The following is a 24,044-nucleotide window of genomic DNA, read 5'->3' as shown; positions in this document are numbered from 1 at the left end:
ATCGGACGGCGTCAGATGAAGGGGTCGAAGTCGTCGACGGGTTCGGGCGGTTCGCGGTGCCGCAGCCCGTCGATCTCGACGTTCACGGGGTGCCGCGCGCAGTGGAACCGGCAGTCCTTCCGCGGGTCGATGACGGTGGTGTCGGCGCGGGCCCACATCTCCTCGAACGACATCTCCGCGATGTCGCCCAGCTTCCCCTTCTCGTGGCCCCGGTGGTACGGGCAGATGTAGACGCCGGTGGGCGTGACCGTGGTGCGCAGTTCGGCCACCGGGCAGGCCGCGTACTCCTTCTTCTGCACCGGGTCCGAACCGGAGCGCACCGCCAGCCAGTTGGAGGACCGGAGCAGCCGGAACGACTCGTCCTCCAGCTTGCGCAGCCGGGACCACTGCTCCTCGACGAGCTCCGTGTGCTCGGCGGCCTGGTTGACGGTGAAGTGGTCGGCGTCGAGCATCGCCTTCAGCTCGAAGTAGTCGCAGCCGATGTCCTTCGCGAGCTCGCCCGCCTGCTGCACCTCGGGGTAGTTGGTGGCCGTGAGCCGCCCCTCGCCGTCGAAGCGCTGCATCAGCAGGAACGAGTAGCCGAGCCGCCCGGCCTTGCGCTCGGCCAGCCGCCGCATGTCCGCGATGATCTGCGGGAACACACTGGACTTGCGGCGGCTGGGCCGGAAGACGTCGAACGTCGCGGGGGTCGCCGCGTCCAGGGAGACGCGGACCCAGGAGAGCATGGACGCCAGCTCGTCGAGGTAACGGCCGATCAGGGTGCCGTTGGTGACCAGCCCGATGCGGATGCCCGCGCCGTGCAGCACCTCGATGACGGTCCCGATGGACCGGTGCATCAGCGGCTCGCCGCCGCCGATCAGGATGACCGCCCGTACGCCGGAACCGGCCAGCTCGTGCGCCAGATCGGTGATCCGGTCCCGGGAGAACTGCCCCTGGTTCAGCACCCCCGAGCTGATGCACTCGGGGCAGGCGAGATCGCACAGGGTCGTCGGATCCAGATCGACGACCAGCGGCCACTTCAGCCGCCGCCCCCGCGCGACCTCGCGCGCCGCCGGAAGCACCGAGCGCTGGTACAGCTTGCCGACGAGGTCGAGCTTCCGCCTCACGTCGGCCGCCCCCAGCCCTCCCGGTAACTCCGGTTGTTCATCCACTCCGTACACGAGTCCCCCGTTCACTTGCGTGCGCTGTGCTGTGCAGTGCTGTGCTGTGCTGTGCTGTGTTGTGCCTGTTCCTGCCGTGCCCGCCCCCGCTGGTGCCGCGAGCGCGGTGTGGGTCAGCCGGTCCCGTCGCCGGAGAGGCCGTTGCGCAGGGCCACCCCGCCGTACCAGAAGGCGCTGTCCTTGGGCGTACGCAGCTGGGTGTCGAAGTCCACGTGGACGATGCCGAAGCGCTTGGCGTAGCCCTCGGCCCACTCGAAGTTGTCGAGCAGCGACCAGAGGAAGTAGCCGCGCACGTCCACGCCGTTGGCGATGGCCTGCTGCGTGGCGCGCAGATGCCCGTCGACGTAGGCGATCCGGTCGGCGTCGTGCACCTTGCCGTCGGGCGTGACCGGGTCGTCGTAGGCGGCGCCGTTCTCGGTGATCATGATCTTGATGCCGGGGTAGTCGCTGTTGATCCGCTCCAGGATGGTGCGGAGCCCCCGGGCGTCGATCTCCCAGCCGATGTCCGTCAGCGGCCGGCCGCAGGACAGGAACCGCACGTCCTCCGCGCCGGGCCAGCAGGAGCCGGGACCCTCGGCGGGCTCGCCGCCGCCCGCCACGTGGTAGGAGGTGTAGTAGTTGACGCCGAGGAAGTCGATCGGTGCCCCGATCAGCGCCTCGTCGCCCTCCAGGATGTGCTCCGTGCCGCAGACCCGCTCCAGGTGCGCCCGGATGTCGGCCGGGTAGCCGCCCTGCATCACCGGGTCGAGGAAGAGGCGGTTCTGCAGGATGTCGATGCGGTGGGCGGCGTCCAGGTCCGCCGGGGCGTCCGAGGCGGACGACACCGGGTAGAAGTTGAGCGTGGTGCCGATCTCCACCGGTCCGGGCGCCGCGGCGCGCAGGGCCGGGACGGCCAGGCCGTGGGCGAGCAGCAGATGGTGGGCGGCGCGCAGGGAGGCCGGCGGGTCCTGGACACCCGGGGCGTGCTTGCCCTCCCCGTACCCGAGGAAGGCCGCGCACCACGGCTCGTTGAGGGTGGTCCACAGCTTGACGCGGTCCCCGAGCGCCTCGCGCATGACCCCGGCGTACTCGGCGAACCGGTAGGCCGTGTCGCGGTTCAGCCACCCGCCCTTGTCCTCCAGGGCCTGCGGGAGGTCCCAGTGGTAGAGCGTGACCGCCGGCTCGATGCCGCGCTCCAGCAGCGAGTCCACCAGGCGCTGGTAGAAGTCGACGCCCCGCGCGTTCGCCGGACCGGAGCCGTCCGCCTGGATCCGGGGCCACGAGACCGAGAACCGGTAGGCGCCCAGCCCGAGTTCGGACATGAGAGCGACGTCCTCGGGGTAGCGGTGATAGTGGTCCGCGGCCACGTCGCCGGTGTCACCGCCGACGACCCGTCCGGGAGTATGCGCGAAGGTGTCCCAGATGGACTGTCCGCGACCGTCCGCGTCCGCGGCGCCCTCGATCTGGTAGGCGGAAGTGGCCACACCCCAGAGGAAGCCGGTCGGGAAGGCGGCGACCCGAGGCTCTGCCTCCGGTGCCACAGCGGTCTGTTCATCCTGCATTGTCACGTCCGGACCTCATCAACAACTGTCGAATACGGCTCGCAGCGCACCTGCGGAGCGAGTGGGAGCGTTCCCAAAATCGGGCGGAAAGCGACCACCTGGCCAGCCGGGGTCGCTGTGGGCGGGTGAGTAACGCGAAAAACCTCTGGGAGCGCTCCCATAAATGTGGCGGAGCTGACAGCCGGTGTCAAGATTTCAACGCGCTCCGCTCTTCTCCGGCGGGGGCGTGCAGACGCAACCCGGTCCACCGGTCGCACGCCGTTGAGCTGCCGGTTTCCCTGCCCGCCGGCGTGTGCGGGCCATAATTCCCCGGAAGGAAAAGCCCGGTCGCCCTCACCGGTCACGCCCGGCCCGGTCGTATCTCCGGCCCCGCCCGGCCCGGAAGTGCCCCCTGCCGGGGCGGCGGCGCGGCGCCGCGACGGCCGTCGTCGGCCCGGCCATTGCTTTCAACTAGTGAATCGCCGCTTCCGCTCCCGGTCCCGGCGCCGGTGCCGCGTATTTCCGCGGGCCGGAAATCACGGCATCCCGGGATGTGACCCGCCCGGAGTGCTCCGGCATTCGCGGGTGCCGCCCGAGCGGCCGGGCGGCACCCCGGGCACGGCGCACCCCTGCCCGGCGCGGCACCCCCCGTGCCGGGCGCGGCGCACCCGCATCCCGGCGTGATCCGACCCGCCGGGGCGTCGCGCACGTGCCAGGCGCGGGGGCCGCTGCCGGGGTGCGGGCCCGGCCACGGCTCCCTGCCGGGGCGGTCAGGCCGAGTTCCGGTGCACGAGCCGTGTTCCCAGCACCACATGCCGCTTCGCCGTCGTCCGGGAGCCGATCTCCTCCACCAGCACCCGGGCCATCGCCCGTCCCATCTCCTCGATCGGCTGCCGCACCGTCGTCAGCGGCGGATCGGTGTGGCGGGCGATCGCCGAGTCGTCGAACCCCACCAGGGCGACGTCCTCCGGCACCCGGCGTCCGGCCGCCCGCAGCGCGCCCAGCGCACCGGCGGCCATCACGTCCGACGCCGCGAACACGGCGTCCAGCCGCGGTTCCCGTTCCAGCAGTTCGGTCATCGCCCGGCGCCCGCCGCTCTCGGTGAAGTCGGCCTCCGCCACGAGCTGCCGGTCCCGCCCCAGCCCCGCGGACTCCAGCGCCTGGCGGTACCCGTCCAGCCGGCACTGGGCGACGTACATGTCGAGCGCGCCCGTGATGGTGGCGACCCTCCGCCGCCCGCCGGCCAGCAGATGCGCGACGGCGGACCGCGCTCCGCCGACATTGTCGGAGTCCACGTACGACACCGACTCCAGATCGGAGCGCCGGCCGCTGAGCACGGCCGGCAGGCCCAGATCCTCCAGCAGGTCCGGCAGCGGGTCGTGCTCGTGCACCGAGACGACGAGGACGCCGTCCACCCGCTGCGCCCGCAGAAACTGCGCGAACCGCTGCCGCTCCTTCGTCGTGCGGATCAGGGTCAGCAGCAACTGCATCTCGGTCTCGGCGAGTTCCGCGCCGACCCCCCGCACGATGTCGGAGAAGTACGGCTCGGCGAAGAGCTTGGTCTCCGCCTCCGGGACGACCAGGGCGATCGCGTCGGTGCGGTGCCCCGCGAGCGCCCGTGCCGCCCGGTTCGGTACATAGCCGAGTTCGGCCACGGCCTGTTCGACCGCGGCCTTGGTCTGGTCGCTGACCCGCAGCGAGCCGTTGATCACCCGGGACACCGTCCCCCGGCCGACCCCCGCTCGCGCGGCGACTTCCTCCAGTGTCGGTTGCCGGCTCCGCCGTCCGTTCACCGCCATCAGGCCTCCCCACCGTCGGCCCCGCCGGGCCGCCCCGATGGGTTGTGCGGGGGAGGCCGGCAGTGCCGGTTCAGGCCGTCTCCGGCCACTCGTTCGGACCGGCGCCCGGCCCGATCCCGCCCCATTTTTGGGAGCGCTCCCATGCTATCCGAGCCGCTGAAGTGAACACGCGTCGCCCCGGCCGCACCCGTCACGGGCCTGGGGTGCTGTCCGCGCCGTACGCGGAACGCGATCCGGCCGCGGGCCCGTTCGCGGCCCGGGGCCGCCGGGCGGGTTCCGGCCCGCCGGGGCCGGAACGTCGGGCTCGGCCCCGTCGTGCCGGGCCGTCATGCCGACCGTCGCGCCGGCCGGCGCCGTGCCGCCCGGCCCGTGCGACCGCCCGTCCCGTGTAACGAACCGCGAACGAATCCGTGAAATCGCGCGCGCCGTCGCCCCGCGCCCCCGCACTCCTCCCTTCGGGAAGTGATGGACCTTCGTCGGGCAATCGCGCCGGTCCACACGGTGGTTGGGGCCCCGTGAGAGCTTCGGCACCCCGTCCCGCCTGCCCCGACGCACGCCCCATCGCAGCTCCGGGTGGCCGTTAGGACACATGCGCACAACGAAACCGTATTCACGTCTTGACACTTTCCCGCTGAGGCGCAAGCCTTCGGGCATGGCGCGAGTGGGAGCGCTCCCACCCCTCGCCAGGCGGAGTCGGGCCTTCCGGGGGGAGGCCTGCACTCGGCGACGTCCAGCACCACCAGGGCCGCCGGTCCGGAAGGGACCCGAACCGGCCGGTCAGCCCCCTCGTGGTCCGAGCCGGTCGGCGTCTCGGCGGCGCGCGTGCCGCCCCAGCCGCCCCCGGACGGACCGTCCCGTGGCATCAGCCAGAGATCCACCTGGACAAGGAGAGTGGAATGCGCACTTCCAGCAGGACCCGCGGCCGTAGCCGCAGAACCGCGATAGCGGCGGTGGCCGGGCTCGCGACCTGCGCAGTCTTGATCACCGGATGCAGCAGCGACTCCGAAGGCGGGGCCGGCAGCGACGGCAAGATCGAGCTGCGCGTCGGCACCTTCGGGTCGTTCGGCTACGACAACAAGACGGGCGCCAAGCTCTACGCCGAGTACGAGAAGCTGAACCCGAACATCAAGATCGTCGAGAACAACGTCTCCGACGGTCAGAAGTACTGGGACACCCTGAAGCTCCGGCTCTCCCAGGGCAGCGGCCTCTCCGACATCCAGGCGATCGAGGTCGGCTACATCGCCGAGGCGACGAGCCCGGCCATGGCCGGCAAGTTCGTCGACCTCGCCACCGCGGACGGCGTCTCCACCGCCAGCTTCCTGGACTGGAAGATCAAGCAGGCGACCACGCCCGACAACAAGGTCGTCGGCCTCGGCACCGACATCGGCCCGATGGCGATCTGCTACCGCAAGGACCTCTTCGAGAAGGCCGGTCTGCCGACCGACCGCGAGGAGGTGGGCAAGCTGTGGGAGGGCGACTGGAAGAAGTTCATCGAGCAGGGCAAGAAGTACAAGGCCAAGGCGCCCGAGGGCACGGCCTTCCACGACTCCGCCAGCGGCCTGTTCAACGCCGTGATCTCCAGCTCGCCCGAGCAGTACTCCAACTCCCGCGGCCAGCTCGACTGGGAGAACAGCTCCGGCGTCGAGAAGGCATGGGACCTGGCGTCCGAGGCGGCGGAGGCGGACCTCACCGCCAAGCTGCGTCAGTTCGACGAGAAGGGCTCCTGGAACGCGGCGTTCAAGAACTCCAAGTTCGCCACGGTCGTCTGCCCGAGCTGGATGACGAACATCATCAAGGACCAGGCGGGCCCGGAGAACCAGGGCAAGTGGGACATCGCCGCCCCGCCGGTGGCCGCCAACTGGGGCGGTTCCTTCCTCTCCGTGCCGAAGGCCGGCAAGAACACCAAGGAGGCCGCCAAGCTCGCGGCCTGGCTGACCGCTCCGGAGCAGCAGGCCAAGGTCTTCGCCAAGGCCGGTCTGATGCCGTCCACCACGAAGGCCATGGAGTCGGAGGAGGTCAAGACCGCCAAGATCGACTACTTCGGTGACACCCCGGTCGGCGAGATCTACTCCGCCGCCGCCCAGAAGATCGAGCCGGCGCCGATCGGCCGCTACGACGGCCAGGTGAAGACCTTCATCACCGACAACGGCATCCTCGACATCGAGCAGCGCGGGACGGACCCGGACGCGGCCTGGAAGAACGTGAAGAACCTGATCGCAGACAAGATCGATCAGTAACGGGACGGCGGGCCGCCCGCCCGGCCACGCGCCGGCGGGCGGCCCGTACGCCTGAGTCACCGTCAGAACCGATCCCCGTGGAAGGACGCCACTCGTGGCTACCTCCGTACGGGCGGCCGCGGACGGCAGTCCGCCCCCCGCGCCGCCCGCCCCCCGACCAGCACGGCGCCGCAAGGCCCCCAGCGCCTGGCGCAGCAAGCTCTACCGGCTGGACGTCAAGGCGACCCCCTACACGTTCATCGCCCCGTTCTTTCTCACCTTCGCCGCCTTCGGGCTCTTCCCGCTGATCTACACCGGCTGGCTCTCCCTGCACCGGGTGGAGCTCGGCGGCGAGGCGGAGTGGCGCGGTCTCGAGAACTACACCGGGCTCACGGACAGCGACTTCTTCTGGAACGCGCTGGCCAACACCTTCACCATCGGCGTCATCTCCACCGTGCCGCAGCTGCTGATGGCGCTCGGTCTGGCGCATCTGCTCAACTACAAGCTCCGCGGCCGCGGTTTCTACCGGGTCGCGATCCTCGCGCCGTACGCCACCTCGATCGCCGCCGCGACGCTCGTCTTCGCGCAGCTGTTCAACACCGACTACGGCATGATCAACGGCTTCCTCGGCCTCTTCGGGATCGACGCGGTCAACTGGGAGACCGAGAAGTGGCCGGCGCAGATCGCCATCTCCACCATCGTCACCTGGCGGTGGACCGGCTACAACGCCCTGATCTACCTGGCCGCGATGCAGGCCGTGCCGAACGACCTCTACGAGGCCGCGGCGCTGGACGGCGCCTCCCGCTGGCGGCAGTTCATCAGCGTCACCATCCCGTCGATCCGTCCGACGATCCTCTTCACCGTCGTCGTCTCGACGATCGGCGCCACCCAGCTCTTCGGTGAACCGCTGATCTTCGGCGGCAGCCTCGGCATCGGCGGCGGCAGCGCCAACCAGTACCAGACGCTGAGCCTGCTGATGTACGAGAAGGGCTGGGTCACCGGCTCCCTCGGCCAGGCCTCGGCCATCGCCTGGGTGATGCTGCTGCTCCTGCTGCTCGTCGGCGGGGTGCAGGCCCTCATCTCCCGCAGGAACCGCAAGAAGACGGGGGCCTCCTCATGACGCACGCCCTGACCAAGGCCCCGGCCGAGGCCGGCGGCCGCCGGAAGGCTCCGGTCCCGCGCCGCGGGGGGAAGGCCGGCCGGGCCGGCGGCCAGAACCACGCCGGCCCGCTCACCTACATCGTGCTCGCGCTGGCGGCGTTCTTCTCGCTCTTCCCGCTGTACTGGAACCTCGTCGCCGCCTCGCACACCGGCGAGCGCGTCGTCCAGGCGCCGTCGCCACTCCTCCCCGGCGACCAGCTCTTCACCAACCTCGAGATCGCCTGGAACCAGGTCCACATGGGCCAGGCGCTGATCAACACCACCATCGTGGCGGGCACGGTCGCGATGAGCACGGTGCTCTTCGCCACCCTGGCCGGATTCGCCTTCGCCAAGCTGCAGTTCCGCGGCCGCAACATCCTGCTGGCGGTCGTCATCGCGACGATGACCGTGCCGCCGCAGCTCAGTGTGATCCCGCTCTACCAGATCATCACCGAGCTGGGCTGGGTCGACCAGCTGCAGTCCGTCATCCTGCCCACCCTGGTGGCCGCGTTCGGTGTCTTCTTCATGCGCCAGTTCCTGCTGGAGGCGCTGCCGGTGGAACTCGTCGAGGCGGCCCGGATGGACGGCGCGAACAGCATGCGCATCATCTGGCATGTGGTGTTCCCCGTCGCCCGGCCGGCGATGGCGGTCCTGGGGATGCTCATCTTCGTCCAGTCCTGGAACGACTTCTTCTGGCCGTTCATCGCGCTGACCCCGGACGGGAACCCGACGCTGCAGGTGGCCCTCGCGGGCCTCGGCGCCGGCAACCACACCGTCAACCACGCGGTCGTCCTGACCGGTGCGCTGATCGCCACGATCCCGCTGCTGGCGGTCTTCGCCCTGCTGGGCAAGCACGTGGTGGGCGGCATCACCGCGGGAGCCGTCAAGAGCTGACCCGCGCCGGCCCGCACACCGGAGCGCCGGAGCCCCCGCGGAGAGACCACCGCGGTGGCTCCGGCGCTGACTGGTGGCGGGGCGACGGGGCGGACGGGGTGCCGGGGTGACGTCGACTCGCCGCGGCGGGTCCCCGCGCCGCTCTCCGGGCCTCGGCCCGCCGTCCCCGGTCCCCCCCCGTTCCAACCCGCCCCGCACCGGCACCGCTTGTACGCCCCCGCGCCACCTGCACGACCCGCACCGCAGTACGACCCGCACCGCAGTACGACCCGCACGGCACCACCCGCACCGCACCGTTCCCGCTCCGCACCGCCACCGCTGCGCCCGATCCGGGCACCACCCCCCACCGGTCCCCGGGCCTCTCCCCGCCGTCCGCACCGAGCCCAAGGAGTGCTCTCCCATGACCGCGCACGAAGTCCGGTCCGCCGCCTCGGCCCGCTCCTTCCCGCCGGGCTTCGTGTGGGGGGCGGCCACCGCCGCGTACCAGGTCGAGGGTGCCGCGACCGAGGACGGCCGCACCCCCTCCATCTGGGACACCTTCAGCCACACCCCCGGCAACGTCTTCCGCGACCACACCGGCGACGTGGCCGCCGACCATTACCACCGGATGCCGGAGGACGTCCGGCTGATGCGCGAACTCGGCATCGGCGCCTACCGGTTCTCCGTCTCCTGGCCCCGGGTCCAGCCCACCGGCCGCGGCCCGGCCGTGCAGCGCGGTCTCGACTTCTACCGGCGGCTCTGCGACGAGCTCCTGGCGAACGACATCCAGCCCGCGGTGACCCTCTACCACTGGGACCTGCCGCAGGACCTGGAGAACGTCGGCGGCTGGCCCCGCCGCGCCACCGCCGAGCGCTTCGGCGACTACGCCCAGATCGTCGCGGAGGCCCTCGGCGACCGGGTCTCCCTGTGGACCACCCTCAACGAGCCCTGGTGCAGCGCCTTCCTCGGCTACGGCTCCGGCACCCACGCCCCGGGCCGCACCGACCCGGTGGCCGCCCTCCGCGCCGCGCACCACCTCAATCTGGGCCACGGCCGGGCCGTCGCCGTGCTCCGCGAGACCCTGCCGCCCACCGCGCAGATCGGCGTCACCCTCAACCCGCACCTGGTCCGGCCGCTGTCCGAGACGCCGGAGGACCTGGAGGCCGTCCGGCGCATCGACGCGGTCGGCAACCGGATCTTCACCGGCCCGATGCTGGCCGGGGCGTACCCGGAGGACCTCTTCGCCGACACGGTGCGGCTCACCGACTGGTCCTTCGTCCGCGACGGCGACACGGCCGCGATCCACCAGCCGCTGGACGCGCTGGGCATCAACTACTACACCTCCCGCGTCGTCTCCGCCGCGCGCCCCGACGGGCGGACCGCGCGCGGCACCGCGCGCCCCGCCTCACCCTGGCCCGGCGCGGACGGCGTCGTCTTCCACCAGCCGTCCGGCGAACGGACCGCCATGGGCTGGCCCGTCGACCCCACCGGCCTCTACCACCTGCTGATGAGCTTCACCGCCGACTTCCCCGGCCTGCCGCTGCTGATCGCCGAGAACGGCGCGGCGTACGACGACCGGCCCGGCCCCGACGGCACCGTGCACGACCCGGAGCGCATCGCCTACCTCCACCGCCATCTGGACGCCGTCCTGCGGGCGCTGCAGGACGGCGCCGACGTGCGCGGCTACTACCTCTGGTCGCTGCTCGACAACTTCGAGTGGACCTACGGCTACGGCAAGCGGGTCGGGGCCATCTACATCGACTACGAGACCCAGGCCCGCGTCCCCAAGTCCAGCGCGCGCTGGTACGCCGGGGTCGCCCGCACCGGACGTCTCCCGGACGAGGTCCCCCTCCCGCTGCCCGGGCAGGCGCCCATGCCGTTCCCCGAGCAGAACTCCGCACCACTCCCGGAGCGGATCTCCGGGCGGCCGGTTCGCGAGGGGATCCCCGGGCAGCTCTCCGAGTAGTCCGGACGGCCCACCGGGCGCCGGCGCCCGGCACCCGGACCGTTTCCGGACAAGCCCGCTTCCGTATGAGCCGTCTCCGCCCGAGCCGTCTCCGTACCGGTTCCGCACGCGTTCCGCACAACAGACACGACAGACACGACAGACACGACAGACACGACAGACACGACAGACACGACAGAGAGGACATCCCCTCCCCATGACCGACACCGGCAGTCCGCGGGCCCTCCCGCGCTTCCCCGCGAACTTCCGCTTCGGCGCCGCCACCGCCGCGTACCAGATCGAGGGCGCCCACGACGAGGACGGCCGCGCGCCGTCCATCTGGGACACCTACTGCCGCACCCCCGGCAAGGTCGAGGGCGGCGCCACCGGTGACACCGCCTGCGACCACTACCACCGCTACCGCGAGGACATCGCCCTGCTGCGGGACCTCGGCGTCGACAGCTACCGCTTCTCCATCGCCTGGCCGCGGGTCCGCCCCGGCGGCGACGGCGAGGTCAACAAGGCGGGCCTGGACTTCTACGACCGGCTCACCGACCTCCTGCTGGAGGCGGGCATCACCCCCTGCGCGACCCTCTACCACTGGGACCTGCCGCAGGCCCTGGAGGACCGCGGCGGCTGGCGGGTCCGGGAGACGGCGGAGCTCTTCGCCGAGTACACGGCCGTCGTCGCCGGGCGGCTCGGGGACCGGGTCGGCCGCTGGATGACCCTTAACGAGCCCTTCTGCAGCGCCTTCCTCGGCTACGCCCGGGGCCGGCACGCGCCCGGCGCGAAGGAGGGTCGCGGGGCCCTGGCGGCCGCCCACCACCTGCTGGTCGGCCACGGCCTGGCCGTACGGGCGCTCCGCGAGGCCGGGGCCCGGGAGGTCGGCATCACGCTCAACCCCGAACTGCTGGTCCCCGAGAGCGACACCCCGGCCGACCACGCGGCGGTACGGCGCGCGAGGACCGTCCACAACGACATCTGGCTGGACCCGCTGTTCGCCCGCCGCTACCCGCGGTACGAGCGCGAGACCTGGGGGGAGCTCGCGGCCGACCCGTCCTGGCGGCTCGACGGCGACCTGGAGCTGATCGGGCAGCCGCTCGACTTCGCCGGCATCAACTACTACCGCCCGATGACCGTGCGCGACACCCCGCACACGGAGCCGGACCCCGCCGCGCGCACCGCCGTGGACATCGGCGCGGCCGAGCTCTGGCGCGAGGACGTGCGGCGGACCACCATGGGCTGGCCCGTCGTCCCGGAGGCCCTGCGGGAGCTCCTCACGGAGCTCACCCGGGAGTACCCGTCCCTGCCGCCCCTCCTCATCACGGAGAACGGCTCCTCGGAGGCCGACACCGTGGCGGACGACGGCGCCGTGCACGACGCGGACCGGGTCGCGTACCTCCACGACCATCTGCGGGTGCTGGCGGACACCATCGCCGCCGGCGTGGACGTCCGGGGTTACTTCGTCTGGTCCCTGCTGGACAACTTCGAATGGGCCTTCGGCTACGACCGGAGATTCGGGATCGTCCGGGTCGACTACGAGACGCTGGAGCGCACCCCGAAGGACAGCTACCACTGGTACCGGTCGCTGATGGCGGACCACCGCGCCCGGCACGGCGCCGCGTCCGGCAGCGCACCCGGCGGCGCCGGGCGGTAGCCGGACACGCCGCGTCCCGCCGCGGGTGGCCGCGGCGGGACGCGGACGGGGGAGGGCTCCGGAGGGCTCAGGCGGCGCCGCTGCCGTAGGGCGCGTACAGGTCGAGCAGCCGGGTGCGGGCGGCGGTCAGCCGGTGTGCGACGACTCCGGCGACCGCGGTGGACAGTGCCCGCCCCAGCACCGGGTCCTCCTCCAGCAGCTCCAGCACCCGGGCCGCCTCGAACTGGTAGGCCCGTACGGGGCTGAGCGCCTCGGCGCCGAAGTTCCACCGGCGGGGCGGGATGAGCCAGGACCAGCCGAGCAGATCGCCGGTGCCGAGCGTCTCCACGGCGGGGGAGCGGCGGCCGGGCACGTGCACGTCCACCGTGACGCTGCCGGACTTGATCAGCCAGAAGCGATCGGCCGTGCGGCCCTCCTCGAAGATCCGCGTCCCGGCCGGGAAGACGACCTCCCGGGCCAGCTCCATCAGCCTCTCGCGCTGCTCCTGCGTCAGCGCGGCGAGTACGCCGTTCCTGTTGGTCATCATCCGCTCCCTTCACGCATTCCGGTGTCCCCCTACGATGATCCGCCCCCGGGGCCGCCGCCGTACGGGGCCGAAAGTCCCCGAATCGGGGTGCCGTCCCGCCCTGATGGGGAACAGGGGAGGATGCGACGGTGGAGCCGCGAGGCCGGCGCGGTGGCCGGCGCGAGAGGAGACGGTGGAGCGATGGAACTGCCCGTGGTCGTGGGTGTCGACGGTTCGGAGCACAGCCTGGCCGCACTGGACTGGGCGGTGGACGAGGCCGCCCGCCACGGGACGGCGCTGAGGATCGTGCACGCCTCCCTGTGGGGTGAGTACGAGGGGTCGGAGTCCCCCGCGGGCACCGCCCGCTTCGCCGAGCCGCTGCCCGTCGAGAAGATCCTCGGGGCCGCCGAGGAGCGCGCCCGCAAGCGGAACCCCCGGCTGGAGGTCACCGCCGAGGCCGTGTCCGAGGACCCGGCGGCCGCCCTGGTCCGCGCGGGCGAGAGGGCGTCCCTCCTGGTCACCGGCAGCCGCGGCCGGGGCGCCATCGGCGGTCTGCTGCTGGGCTCGGTCGGCCTGGCGGTGGCGGCCCGCGCCGGCTGCCCGGTGGTCGTGGTCCGCGGCGCGGAGCACGCGCCCGCCGGTTCCGGCGGGCGGATCGTGCTCGGCGCGGGCGACGAGACGGACGGCACCGCCGCCGCCCGGTTCGCCCTCCGCGAGGCCGCGGTCCGCGGCGCCGGGCTGACGGCCGTACGGGCCTGGCGCCGCCCGCACGAGCCGATGCGGCACCCGCTGCTCACCGGGAGCCCCGGCCAGGCGGAGGAGGAGCGCGCCGAGTGGATCCTGGAGGAGCTGCTGCGGGAGCCGCGGCGCGAGCACCCCGGGGTCGAGATCACCCACGAGATCGCCGAGGGCCCCGCGCGCAAGGCCCTCCTGGATGCCTCCCGCACCGCCGATCTGCTGGTCGTGGGCGCGCGCCGGCGCGAGGGACACCTCGGTCTCCAGCTCGGCATCGTCAACCACGCCGTGCTGCACCACGCCGAATGCCCCGTGGCCGTCGTCCCCGAGCGGCCCTGACCCCGCTCCCGCCCGGGCCGGACCCCGTCCGCCCCGGGCGGGGCCCCGCAGCCGTACCGCACCGGAGAGGGAGCCCTTGTGGAGCAGGACCCCGCGACGGACGACCCCGCGACGGACGACGCGGCCCCGGGCAGCGACCGGGGCCCCGGCCCCGAGCCGCGGCGGCCCGCCGCGCCCGCCTTGTCCGTCCCGCCCGGCGTACGGGCCTGGGTGCTGGACACCGACGGGGTGATCACCGACTCCGCCCGGGTGCACGCCGCGGCCTGGAAGGCGGCCTTCGACACCTGCCTGCGCGACCACCCGCCGCCGGACCCCGCCGACCGCCGGCCCTTCGACCCCGGCGAGGACTACCGCCGCCACGTCGACGGCAAGGCCCGCCTCGACGGAGCCGCCGCCTTCCTCACCGCCCGCGGGCTGCGCCTGCCCGCCGGGGACCCCCGGGACCCGCCCGGCACCGGCTCGGTGCGGGCCGTCGCCGCCCTCAAGGAGCGCCTCTTCACCGAACGCCTCCGGGCCGGCGGCATCGAGGCCTATCCCGGGACCGTCCGGCTGCTGCGTGCCCTGCAACGGGCCGGGGTGCCCCGCGCCGCGGCCTCCGCCTCCCGGCACGCCGGGGAACTGCTGGAGAGCGCCGGGGTGCGGGACCTGTTCGACGCCCTCGTCGACGGCCACGAGACGGCCCGGCTCGGACTGCCCGGCAAACCCGACCCCGCGCTGTTCCTGGAAGCCGCCGCCCGGCTGGGCGTACCGGTCCGGGAGACGGCCGTCGTCGAGGACGCGCTCGCCGGGGTCGAGGCGGGCCGCCGCGGCGGCTTCGGCCTGGTCGTGGGCGTGAACCGGACGGAGGACGAGGGCGCCGCCGGGGAGCTGCGCCGGCACGGCGCCGACCGCGTGGTCCGCGACCTCGCCGAACTCCTGCCGGACCCGGGATCCGGCCCCGGCTCGAACCCCGGCCGCCCCGGCCCGATCCCCGGCCCGCAGACCGAGAAAGGCCCGGAATGAACGACTGGACCTGGCGGTACGAGGGCTACGATCCCGCCGAGGAACGCCTCCGCGAAGCCCTGTGCACCCTCGGCAACGGCTACTTCGCCACCCGCGGCGCCGCCCCCGAGTGCACCGCCGACGGCGTGCACTACCCCGGCACCTATGTCGCCGGCTGCTACAACCGGCTCACCTCCACCGTCGCCGGGCGCGAGGTCGAGAACGAGGACATGGTCAATCTGCCGAACTGGCTGCCGCTGCGCTTCCGCGCCCACAGCGACGGCGACGGCGACGGCGGTGACAGCGCGGGCGGCACGGCGGGCACCACCCCGGAGACCGCGTGGTTCTCACCCGACACCGAGGGCCTCCTCAGCCATGAACAGTCCCTCGACCTGCGCACCGGCACCCTGACCCGCACCCTCCGCTGCGAGGACGCGGCGGGCCGCCGCACCCGCGTCGAACAGACCCGCTTCCTGCACATGGCCGACCCGCACCTCGCCGTGCTGCGCACCGTGCTCGAACCCGAGAACTGGTCGGGCCTCCTGGAGGCCGAGTCCGGGCTCGACGGCGAGGTCACCAACTCCGGGGTGGCCCGCTACCGCGACCTCGCCGGGCGTCATCTCACCGACGTCACCACCGGTATCCGGGAACCGGACACCGTCTGGCTGCACTGCCGCACCACGCGCTCCGACATCGGCATCGGCATGGCCGCCCGCACCACCACCACACCGCAGCCCCACTCCTCCCGGCTGGAACCCGGCACCGCGCACACCCGCCGGCTGCTGCTCCTGGCCGCCGCGCCCGGCAGGCCCGTCACCGTCGACAAGACCGTCGCCCTGCACACCTCCCGCGACCCGGCCATCGGCGACCCGCTCCAGGCCGTCCTCGACCGCGCCGCCCACGCCCCCGGCTACCCGGACCTGCTCGCCTCCCACCGCCGGGCCTGGCACGAGCTGTGGGAGCGCGCCGAGCTGGACGTCCCCGGCGAGGCCGGCCGCATCCTGCGGTTCCACCTCTTCCACGTCCTGCAGACCCTCTCGCCGCACACCGCCGAACTGGACGTCGGCGTGCCCGCGCGGGGTCTGCACGGCGAGGCGTACCGGGGCCACGTCTTCTGGGACGAGCTGTTCGTACTGCCGTATCTGAACCTGCACTTCCCCGAGGTGTCCCGCGCCCTGCTGGACTACCGGCACCGGCGGCTGCCCCGCGCCTGCCGCTCCGCGCGCGAGGCCGGGCGTCTCGGGGCCATGTACCCGTGGCAGAGCGCCAGCGACGGCCGCGAGGAGACGCAGGAGGTCCACCTCAACCCGCGTTCCGGCCGCTGGCTGCCCGACCACTCCCGGCTCCAGCACCACGTCGGCTCCGCGGTGGCGTACAACGTGTGGCACTACTGCGAGGCCACCGGCGACACCGGCTATCTGCAGACCAAGGGCGCCGAGACGCTGACGCAGATCGCGCGCTTCTGGGCGAGCAGCGCCGAGTTCGACCCGGCACTGGGCCGCTACCGCATCCGCGGGGTCGTCGGCCCCGACGAATACCACGAGGCCTACCCGGACGCGACCGCGCCGGGCCTCGACGACAACGCGTACACCAACGTCACCGCCGCCTGGGTGCTCACCCGCGCCCTCGAAGTCGTCCGTGCCCTGCCGGAGCCGCGGCGCCGGCAGCTCTTCGAGGAGACCGGGACGGACGCGGGTGAACCGGACCTCTGGGAGGAGGTGTCCCGCCGGCTGCACGTGCCCTTCCACCGGGGCGTCATCAGCCAGTTCGAGGGCTACGGCGAACTCGCCGAGCTCGACTGGGACGGCTACCGCCGCCGCTACGGCAACATCCGCCGCCTGGACCGCATCCTGGAGGCCGAGGGCGACAGCACCAACCGCTACCAGGCGTCCAAACAGGCCGACGCGCTGATGCTCGGCTACCTCTTCCCGCCCGCCGAACTCGCCGGGATCTTCCGGCACCTGGGCTACGAACTGGACGACGACACCTGGCGGCGGACCGTCGACCACTACCTGCACCGCACCTCGCACGGCTCGACGCTCAGCGGCCTGGTGCACGGCTGGGTACTGGCCCGGGTGCGGCGCGCCGAGGCGTGGGACTTCTGCCTGGAGGCGCTGAAGAGTGACGTGGCCGACCTCCAGGGCGGCACGACCGAGGAGGGCATCCACCTCGGTGCCATGGCCGGCACCCTCGACCTCGTGCAGCGCGGCCTGACCGGGATGGACCCGCGCGCCGACGCGCTCGTCCTCGACCCCGCGCCGCTGCCCGAGCTGTCCGAGTACTGCTTCACCGTCCGCTACCACAACCACTGGGGACTGGCCATGCGGCTGAGCCCCGGCCAACTCCGGGTCGACGTACCGGAATCCGACGAGCCGCCGGTGCGGCTGGTGCTCCCCGACCGGTCCGTCACGCTCCACCCCGGCGAGTCCTGCACGCTGGAGCTGACGGAGCTGACGGAGCTGACGGAGCTGACGGAGCTGACGGAGCTGACGGAGCCGACGGAGCCGACGGAGCCGTAGGGCCTGCCGGTGTGCCCGTGCCGGCTGCGGCCCCGGCCGGGCCCGGCGACGCACGGCGGGGGACCCCGCGGTGCGCGGCGGTCCACGGGGTACGGAAGACTCGGACCGGGCACACGCACGGCAGCGTCCGCGCGGCGCCGCCCGCCCCGCCCCGCTTCCGCCCGTCCCGCGCTCGTACGCACCCTCGATCCACGCCCGTACCACGCCCGAACCCACGCCCGTACTCAGCACCTGGAGGTAACTCCCATGCCCCGACCCGTCGTCGCCGGTCTGGACGGCACCCGGGCCAGCTTCGCGGCCGCCGACTGGGCGGCCCGGGAGGCGCTCCACCGCGAGCTGCCGATGACCCTGGTCCACGCCTGGAGCTGGGAGCCGGTCGATCCGCCCGTCACCCCGGACGAGGAGACCCAGCGCGAGGCGGCGCGGCGGATGCTGCACGAGGCCGCGGCCGGGCTCAAGGAGCGGTACCCGGATCTGGACCTCACCGTCGAACAGCCTCCGGCGCCCGCCGTCGCGGCGCTGCTGGAGCGGAGCGAGCACGCCGAGATGACGGTGCTCGGCACCCGGGGCCACACCGGTCTCCTCGGTTTCCTGCTGGGATCGGTCGGCCTCCAGGTGCTGGGCCGGGCCGCCGGGCCGGTGGTGATGGTGCGCGCGGCAGAGGACGAGAGCGACCGGCCGGAGCGGCGGGTGCGGGACGAGGTCGTGGCCGGCCTGCACCAGTTGACGGCGAGCGGCGAACCCGTCTTCGCCTTCGCCTTCGCCCACGCGGCGGCGCACGGCATGCGGCTCCGCGCCGTACGGGCCTGGAGCCTGCCCACGGTCTTCAACTACAGCCCGGCGGCCATGAAGCTCGCCGACGAGTCCGGCGGCATCGAGGCGCACGAGAAGAAGATGCTGCACGACGCCCTGAAGCCCTGGCGGGAGCGGTACCCGCAGGTGGAGGTCGTCGAGCACGTGGAGATCGGCGCCGCCGCGGAGGTGCTGCTGACGGCCTCGGCGCGGGCCGGGCTCATGGTCGTCGGCCGGCGCGAAACCCCGGGCCGCGGCCGCCGCGAGACCTCGGGCCGCAGCCGCCATCTGGGCCCGGTGGCGCACGCGACGCTGCACCACGCCGACTGCCCGGTGGCGGTGGTGGCCCACGACTGAGCGTCGCCCGGAGCCCGCGGGCCGGGGCCCGGGTTTCCCCGGGTCCGGCAGCGCGGGCTCCCGGTTCCGTCCCGCGCGTTCCGCTACGGCAGCGGCGTGCCGCCCGTCGCGTTCATGATCTCCGCCGTGATGAAGCTCGCCTCCTGCGAGGCGAGGAAGACGAACGCCGGGGCCATCTCCGCCGGCTGGGCCGGGCGCCCGAGCGGGGCCTGCTTCCCGAACTCCTCCGTGTCCGGCATCGTCGCCGGGATCAGCGGGGTCCAGACCGGGCCGGGCGCCACCGCGTTGACGCGGATGCCGCGGTCGGCGAGGTACTGCGCCAGCCCCTGGGTGAAGGTCACGATGGCGCCCTTGGTGGTCGCGTAGTCCAGCAGGTGCGGGCTCGGCTTGTACGCCTGCACGGACGTGGTGTTGATGATGCTGCCGCCTTCCGGGATGTGCGGCAGGGCCATCTTCGAGAGCCAGAACATGCCGTAGAGATTGGTGCGCAGCGTCCGGTCGAACTGCTCGGTGGTGATGGCCTCGATGCTCTCCGGCTGCGCCATCTGGAACGCCGCGTTGTTCACCAGGACGTCGATCCGCCCGAACTCATCGACCGCCCGGTCCACCAGGGCGCGGCAGTTGGCCTCCTCGCGGATGTCGCAGGAGACGGCGACCGCCCGCCGCCCCGCGTCCTCGACGAGCCGGACGGTCTCCCGGGCGTCCTTCTCCTCTTCCTCCAGATGGGTGAACAGGACGTCGGCGCCCTCGCGCGCGAAGGCCAGGGCGACAGCCCGCCCGATACCCGAGTCGCCGCCGGTGACGACCGTGCGCCGGCCCTCCAGTTTGCCGCTGCCCCGGTAGGACGACTCGCCGTGGTCGGGCTCGGGCCGCATCTCCTCGGTGTGGCCGGGGTGCGGCTGGTCCTGCTGCGGGAAGTCCGGCCGCGCGTGTTGCGTCACGGGATTCCGCTGGTTGTCGCTCATCCGAACCGCCTGATTCCTCTGCGTCTGGGTGTGCATCGGGTGCCCTGCCGCCCGCCGGGAAAACCGCGCCGGCGGCCATGCGCGGGAAGCACGCGCGGAGGACGGGCAGGGGGTGCGCGCACCGGCGCGGCCCGCGCCGAAGGAATATGCCCCCGGCTGAACACACCGCCGTCCGCGCCCGTAAGAGAGGGGCAGGCGGGCTGGCCGCCGCACGGGCTGAGGAGGTCTCCCTCGTATGACCGCGCATCGCACGGCTGTGCCGGCCGTACTCGCCGGTGCCGTCGTCCTGCTGCTCACCGGCCCGGCCGCGGCGCCGGCGGCCGCCCACGGTGCCCCGACCGGCCCGCTCAGCCGGGCCGCCGCCTGCGGACCGGAGGGCGGGCCGTACGCGCGCTCCGCCGCCTGCCGCGCCGCCGTCGCCGCCAACAAGGGGCAGCCGCTCGGCGCCTGGGACAACCTCCGCCGTGCGGACACCGGCGGCAGGGAACGCGAACGCCGGGTCATCCCGGACGGACGGCTGTGCAGCGCGGGCCTCGACGCCCACCGCGGCCTGGACATCCCGCGCACCGACTGGCCGGTGACGGAGCTGGCCGCCGGCTCACGGCTCACCCTCGGCTACGAGGGGACGATCCCGCACCCCGGCACCTTCGACCTCTACCTCACGCGGCCCGCATACGACCCGTCGAAACCCCTGACCTGGTCGGACCTGGACACCAAGCCCTTCGCGTCCGTCACCGGACCGGAGCTCCGGGACGGCTCCTACCGCGTCCGGGGCCGTCTTCCCGCCGGCCGCACCGGGCGCCATCTGCTCTACACGGTCTGGCGGACCACGGACTCCTCGGACACCTACTACTCCTGCTCCGACCTCCTCCTCGTCCCGTCCGGGACGGCGGCGGGCGGGTTCGGTGGCGACGGCGGCCCGGGGGAGCGGCCCGCCCGGGGACAAGGCGAACGCGGCGGGGAGGCGGCGGCCGGCGCGGCCGGGAAGACCCCGGGGCCGGAGCAGGCCGGCCCGGACGCCGCCGGCACCCCGGAGCCGGCCGGGGACGGGAAACCGGCCGGGGACGAGTCCGCCGTCGGGGACACCGCGGGCGGAGCGCCGGACGCCGGGGAGGACACCGCGAGCCCGGCCTCGCGCACCGTCGCCTCGTCCCTCTCCGCCGCGGATTCCTGGCTCCTGCCGGCGGGCGCCGCGGCGGTCCTCACCGGCGGCGCCGCCATGGTCGCGCTTCTCCTCCGCCGCCGGCGCACCTGACCACTCGCCACCGGGACGGGCCGCGCCCGCCCCGGGGCCGGGAAGGCGCCGGCCCCGCCGATCCACCGCCGCCGCGGACGTGTCCGCGGCGCACCGAACCGACAAGGAGCTCCCCGCCGTGTCCCAACCGCTCGATGCCGGCGTGCTGCGCAGCACCGCGCACAGCCCGTCCTGGGCCATGCTCAACCGCCTTTCGGGGAACGACACGTCCGGTGGCGCGGCCGGGGCCGGTGCCGTGCGGCCGCCCGCTGCGGCCGAGGGGTCCGGGAGGATGGCGGCCCCCGTGCCGCCGCAGCCGCCGCAGCCGACGCCGCTGAACCCGGTGGCCCCGTACGGCAACGGCGCGGCGCCGCAGCCGCCGGGCGGTGCGCAGCAGCGGCTGGACTTCTGCATCCCCTGCAACCCGTACTTCCCGACGCCGCACATGTTCGGGCGGCTGCGGGACTCCCTGGAGACGATCCTCAAGTACTACCCGAGCGACGCCGACACCGTCACCGCCGAGCTCTGCACCGTCCTCGGCCTGAACCCGCAGACCGTCGCCATGGGCAACGGCTCCACGGAACTCATCACCTGGATCGACCATCTGCTCGTCAAGGAGAGCCTGGCCGTCCCCATCCCCACCTTCGGCCGCTGGACGGACCAGCCGATGGAGACCGGCAAGCGGGTGGACATGTTCCCGCTGCGGGAGGAGCAGGACTTCGCGCTCGATCTGCAGGAGTACGTGCGCTTCATCCGGCGGCGCGGCTCCCGGGTGGCCGTGGTGTGCAACCCCAACAACCCCGACGGCGGGTATCTCCGCCGCAGCCAGATCATCTGGCTGCTGGATGAACTGGCCGATCTCGACCTGGTGGTGATCGACGAGTCGTTCATCGACTTCGTCGACGCCGAGCGCGCCCCGTCCGTCGCCGACGAGGCCACCATCCGGCCCAATGTGGTCGTCCTCAAGAGCCTCGGCAAGAACTTCGGCCTGCACGGCATCCGCTTCGGCTACTGCGTCGCCAACCCGGCCCTGGCGGCCACCATCCGCGACGCGCTGCCGAAGTGGAACCTCAACGCCTTCGCCGAGACCGTGGTCTTCATGCTCAAGGAGTACGGCGCCGAGTACCAGCAGAGCCTGACCATGCTGGCGAGCGACCGCGCCCACATGGCCATGGCCCTGGCCGCACTGCCCGAGCTCGTGGTCTTCCTCTCCCAGGGCAACTTCCTGCTGGTGAAACTGCCGAACGGGGTGGACGGAGCCGCCCTGCGGGACCGGCTGCTCACCGAGCACGGCCTCTACGTCCGCGAGTGCGGCAACAAGCTGGGCAGCAGCAGCCGCTTCCTCCGCCTGGTCGTCAGGCCCTCGGCGGACGTGGAGAGACTCGTGGCGGCCCTGCGCACCTGCCTGTACGGCACCCGGCCGTCACCGCAGCAGCAGCCGCAGCCGTCCCAGCAGGCGCCGCACCAGGTGCTGGCGGCGCTCCCCGTGGGAGCGGCGGTGTCCTGACGCGGCGCCGGCCCGGCCCCCGTGCCCCGGAGGGCCGGGCCGGCGCCGACGGTGCCGCCCGACGGCGGCGGGTGGTGGGGTGGCGGAGCCCGGCGGTGACGCGGCGGGCTGACGGGCCGGGGAACCGGCGGGCACGGCAAGCCGGATGCCCCGTCACCGGAGGCCCGGTCACCGGCGGGGCGCTCACCGGCGGGACCGTCACCGACAGGACCCGTCACGGTGGTTCATGAGAATGTTGGGGCACAGCGAGACGACCGGCCCAGGAGGCGGCAGGATGGCGCTATCGGCCCGAGAGGTGTTGGACGAGGCGGTGCGGGAGCTGGCGCCCGACTCCGGGGGCAACCGCTTCGTCGCCCGCGTCGCGGAGGGCACCGCGCCCCCGGAGACGATCGGGCTCTTCGCCCTCGAACAGCGGCACATCATCGGCTCCGACCGCCGCAGCTTCCTCCACCTGGCGGACCGGGCCGCCGCCGAGCCGGCCGTCGAGGCGTTCTTCACCGGCCTGGCGCAGGGCGAGACCCTGGCCCTGGACCGGCTCTCCGATCTGGAAGAGGCCTGCGGCCTCGACGCGGACACCGTCCGTGACCACGAACCCCTGCCCGGCTGCCAGACCTACCCGGCGTACGTCTCCTGGCTCGCGCTCAACGCCGAACCGGTCGAGGCCGTCATCGCCGTCACCGCCAACTTCGCGGCCTGGGGCAACTACTGCGCGGAGATGAGCCGCGGGCTGCGCCGCCACTACGGCTTCACGGACGCGGCCTGCGGCTTCGTCGACTTCTTCGCCACCCCCGCGCCGGAGGTCACCGAACAGGCCCTGGACGCCGTGCAGTCCGGCCTGGACTCCGGACAGCGGTTCGGGCGGCGGGCGGTGCACCACTACGGGCAGCTGCTGCAGACCTACGAGCTCATGTTCTGGGACACCCTCGCCCAAGAGGCGGCCGCCCGCCGCCCGGAGGAGCCCCGCCGGGCCGCCGGCACCGGCCGCGCCGGCACCTGAACGGGGCTGTGCCCGTGCCGGGCGGCGTCCCGGGCGGCGTTTGAACGGGGCTCAACGCCCGGCGTCCGAGCGCGCGGCCCCGGTACGGGCATCGCCGGTACAGGCACTGCCGGAATGAGCAGTGCCGGAACGAGCGGTGCCGGTACGGGCCGACGGCCGACACCCCCGGCACCCGCCGAGGGCCGACCGCCGACCCGCAATGCTCACCGCCGCCCGGTCATGCTTGCCGGTCGTGTCCCCCGGTCAGGACTCCCGGCTCCTGCGGGTCCGCGAGCGGTTCTCCTTGCGCACGGCCTCCAGCAGCTCCTGCCGCGACATCTTCGACCGGCCGGTGATGTCCATCCGCTGGGCCAGTTCGTACAGGTGCGCCTTGGACGCCTGCTCGTCGACGCCCTCGCCGGTCGGCCCGCTCTGCGGCCGGGGCTGGGCCGCCCGCCGGTCGGACGGGCCCTTGCGGCCGCCCTCCTTGCGTTCCCAGTGGTCGCCCACCTTCTCGTACATGTGCTTGAGCGCGCCGAAAGCCACCCGGTGCGCGCGCTCGCCCTCGCCGTACTCCTCCACGGCCGAGTCGTGCGCCTTGATCCAGGTGCGCTGCGCCTTCTCGTCGGAGCGCTCCAGGGTCGAGGGGAGTTCCTTGCGTCCCGGCACGGGGACCACCTGCCTTCTCCGTCCGTCACCTGTCGTCCGGTTCATCTGGTTCATCTGGTTCGTCCGGTCGGTCTCGATCCGGCCGGATCCCTCCCGGGTACCCGGCCGCGGCCCCCTGATGCCCGCCGCCCCGGTCGCCGCCCGGATATGGGATC

At 73.3% G+C, this 24,044-nt stretch carries 17 protein-coding genes and 1 pseudogene; 12 read left to right on the top strand and 6 right to left on the bottom strand.

The genetic code is table 11. The features are described from left to right. Positions 1-11: 11 nt before the first annotated feature. From IF83_RS0126270 to IF83_RS0126260, 3 genes are all read right to left on the bottom strand, one after another. Positions 12-1,106 carry a radical SAM protein gene (locus IF83_RS0126270; protein ID WP_030548287.1) on the bottom strand — a complete coding sequence of 365 codons (1,095 nt, stop codon included), beginning with the start codon at positions 1,104-1,106 and terminating at the stop codon, positions 12-14. A gap of 167 nt (positions 1,107-1,273) precedes the next feature. Then, positions 1,274-2,701 (bottom strand): GH1 family beta-glucosidase, encoded by a 1,428-nt coding sequence (locus IF83_RS0126265; protein WP_051723433.1) that lies wholly within the window; start codon positions 2,699-2,701, stop codon positions 1,274-1,276. Positions 2,702-3,450: 749 nt separating this feature from the next. After that, positions 3,451-4,479 carry a LacI family DNA-binding transcriptional regulator gene (locus IF83_RS0126260; protein ID WP_030548283.1) on the bottom strand — a complete coding sequence of 343 codons (1,029 nt, stop codon included), beginning with the start codon at positions 4,477-4,479 and terminating at the stop codon, positions 3,451-3,453. An 896-nt stretch (positions 4,480-5,375) separates the two neighbouring features. Between IF83_RS0126260 and IF83_RS0126255 the strand changes: the two genes are divergently transcribed. The 5 genes from IF83_RS0126255 (at position 5,376) to IF83_RS0126235 (ending at position 12,310) form a co-directional block, all read left to right on the top strand. Further along, the gene (locus IF83_RS0126255) at positions 5,376-6,716 is read left to right on the top strand and encodes an ABC transporter substrate-binding protein (protein ID WP_030548281.1); all 1,341 of its coding nucleotides are present in this window, start codon (positions 5,376-5,378) and stop codon (positions 6,714-6,716) included. Positions 6,717-6,810: 94 nt separating this feature from the next. Next, the gene (locus tag IF83_RS0126250) at positions 6,811-7,815 is read left to right on the top strand and encodes a carbohydrate ABC transporter permease (RefSeq protein WP_030548280.1); all 1,005 of its coding nucleotides are present in this window, start codon (positions 6,811-6,813) and stop codon (positions 7,813-7,815) included. Continuing rightward, the gene (locus IF83_RS0126245; protein WP_030548278.1) at positions 7,812-8,729 is read left to right on the top strand and encodes a carbohydrate ABC transporter permease; all 918 of its coding nucleotides are present in this window, start codon (positions 7,812-7,814) and stop codon (positions 8,727-8,729) included. Before IF83_RS0126250 ends, IF83_RS0126245 begins: the two co-directional genes overlap by 4 nt. Before the next feature lie 400 nt (positions 8,730-9,129). Beyond that, on the top strand, positions 9,130-10,674 hold the full coding sequence (locus tag IF83_RS0126240) for a GH1 family beta-glucosidase (protein ID WP_078843886.1): 1,545 nt from the start codon (positions 9,130-9,132) through the stop codon (positions 10,672-10,674). Between the two features lie 196 nt (positions 10,675-10,870). Then, a complete protein-coding gene (locus IF83_RS0126235; RefSeq protein WP_030548274.1) occupies positions 10,871-12,310 on the top strand; it encodes a GH1 family beta-glucosidase in 1,440 nt (479 codons plus the stop codon). Positions 12,311-12,377: 67 nt separating this feature from the next. Here IF83_RS0126235 and IF83_RS0126230 read toward each other — a convergent pair whose 3' ends face one another. Next, on the bottom strand, positions 12,378-12,836 hold the full coding sequence (locus IF83_RS0126230) for a Crp/Fnr family transcriptional regulator (RefSeq protein ID WP_030548272.1): 459 nt from the start codon (positions 12,834-12,836) through the stop codon (positions 12,378-12,380). A 180-nt stretch (positions 12,837-13,016) separates the two neighbouring features. On the opposite strand from IF83_RS0126230, the gene IF83_RS0126225 reads away from it, so the two are divergent. The 4 genes from IF83_RS0126225 (at position 13,017) to IF83_RS0126210 (ending at position 18,538) form a co-directional block, all read left to right on the top strand. Then, entirely contained in the window at positions 13,017-13,889 is an 873-nt protein-coding gene (locus IF83_RS0126225; RefSeq protein ID WP_030548271.1) for a universal stress protein, read from the top strand. A 180-nt stretch (positions 13,890-14,069) separates the two neighbouring features. Next, entirely contained in the window at positions 14,070-14,891 is an 822-nt protein-coding gene (locus IF83_RS0126220) for an HAD family hydrolase (RefSeq protein ID WP_107046885.1), read from the top strand. After that, positions 14,888-17,389 carry a glycoside hydrolase family 65 protein gene (locus IF83_RS0126215; RefSeq protein WP_051723431.1) on the top strand — a complete coding sequence of 834 codons (2,502 nt, stop codon included), beginning with the start codon at positions 14,888-14,890 and terminating at the stop codon, positions 17,387-17,389. The genes IF83_RS0126220 and IF83_RS0126215 overlap by 4 nt, the downstream gene beginning before the upstream one ends. 246 nt (positions 17,390-17,635) lie before the next feature. Further along, positions 17,636-18,538, top strand: coding sequence for a universal stress protein (locus tag IF83_RS0126210; protein WP_030548266.1), 903 nt, complete (start codon positions 17,636-17,638; stop codon positions 18,536-18,538). 83 nt (positions 18,539-18,621) lie between these two features. Here the strand turns inward: IF83_RS0126210 and IF83_RS0126205 are convergent, their stop codons facing one another. Beyond that, the gene (locus tag IF83_RS0126205) at positions 18,622-19,503 is read right to left on the bottom strand and encodes an SDR family oxidoreductase (protein ID WP_030548264.1); all 882 of its coding nucleotides are present in this window, start codon (positions 19,501-19,503) and stop codon (positions 18,622-18,624) included. 235 nt (positions 19,504-19,738) lie between these two features. Here IF83_RS0126205 and IF83_RS0126200 point away from each other — a divergent pair, with 235 nt between their 5' ends. The 3 genes and pseudogenes from IF83_RS0126200 (at position 19,739) to IF83_RS0126190 (ending at position 23,241) form a co-directional block, all read left to right on the top strand. After that, entirely contained in the window at positions 19,739-20,758 is a 1,020-nt protein-coding gene (locus IF83_RS0126200) for a lytic polysaccharide monooxygenase (RefSeq protein ID WP_030548262.1), read from the top strand. 271 nt (positions 20,759-21,029) lie between these two features. Further along, positions 21,030-22,157 (top strand): annotated as a pseudogene (locus tag IF83_RS0126195) (pyridoxal phosphate-dependent aminotransferase); the annotation flags it as partial. Positions 22,158-22,518: 361 nt separating this feature from the next. Continuing rightward, entirely contained in the window at positions 22,519-23,241 is a 723-nt protein-coding gene (locus tag IF83_RS0126190) for a thiaminase II/PqqC family protein (RefSeq protein WP_051723428.1), read from the top strand. A gap of 243 nt (positions 23,242-23,484) precedes the next feature. On the opposite strand, the gene IF83_RS0126185 is transcribed toward IF83_RS0126190, so the two are convergent. After that, positions 23,485-23,889: a ChaB family protein gene (locus IF83_RS0126185; RefSeq protein WP_030548257.1), complete on the bottom strand. Its 405-nt coding sequence runs from the start codon at positions 23,887-23,889 to the stop codon at positions 23,485-23,487. Positions 23,890-24,044 lie beyond the last annotated feature (155 nt).

Source organism: Streptomyces albus subsp. albus, assembly GCF_000719865.1.
GTDB classification, from domain to species: Bacteria; Actinomycetota; Actinomycetes; order Streptomycetales; family Streptomycetaceae; genus Streptomyces; species Streptomyces albus_E.
This window is presented reverse-complemented; position numbering and strand designations above follow the sequence as displayed.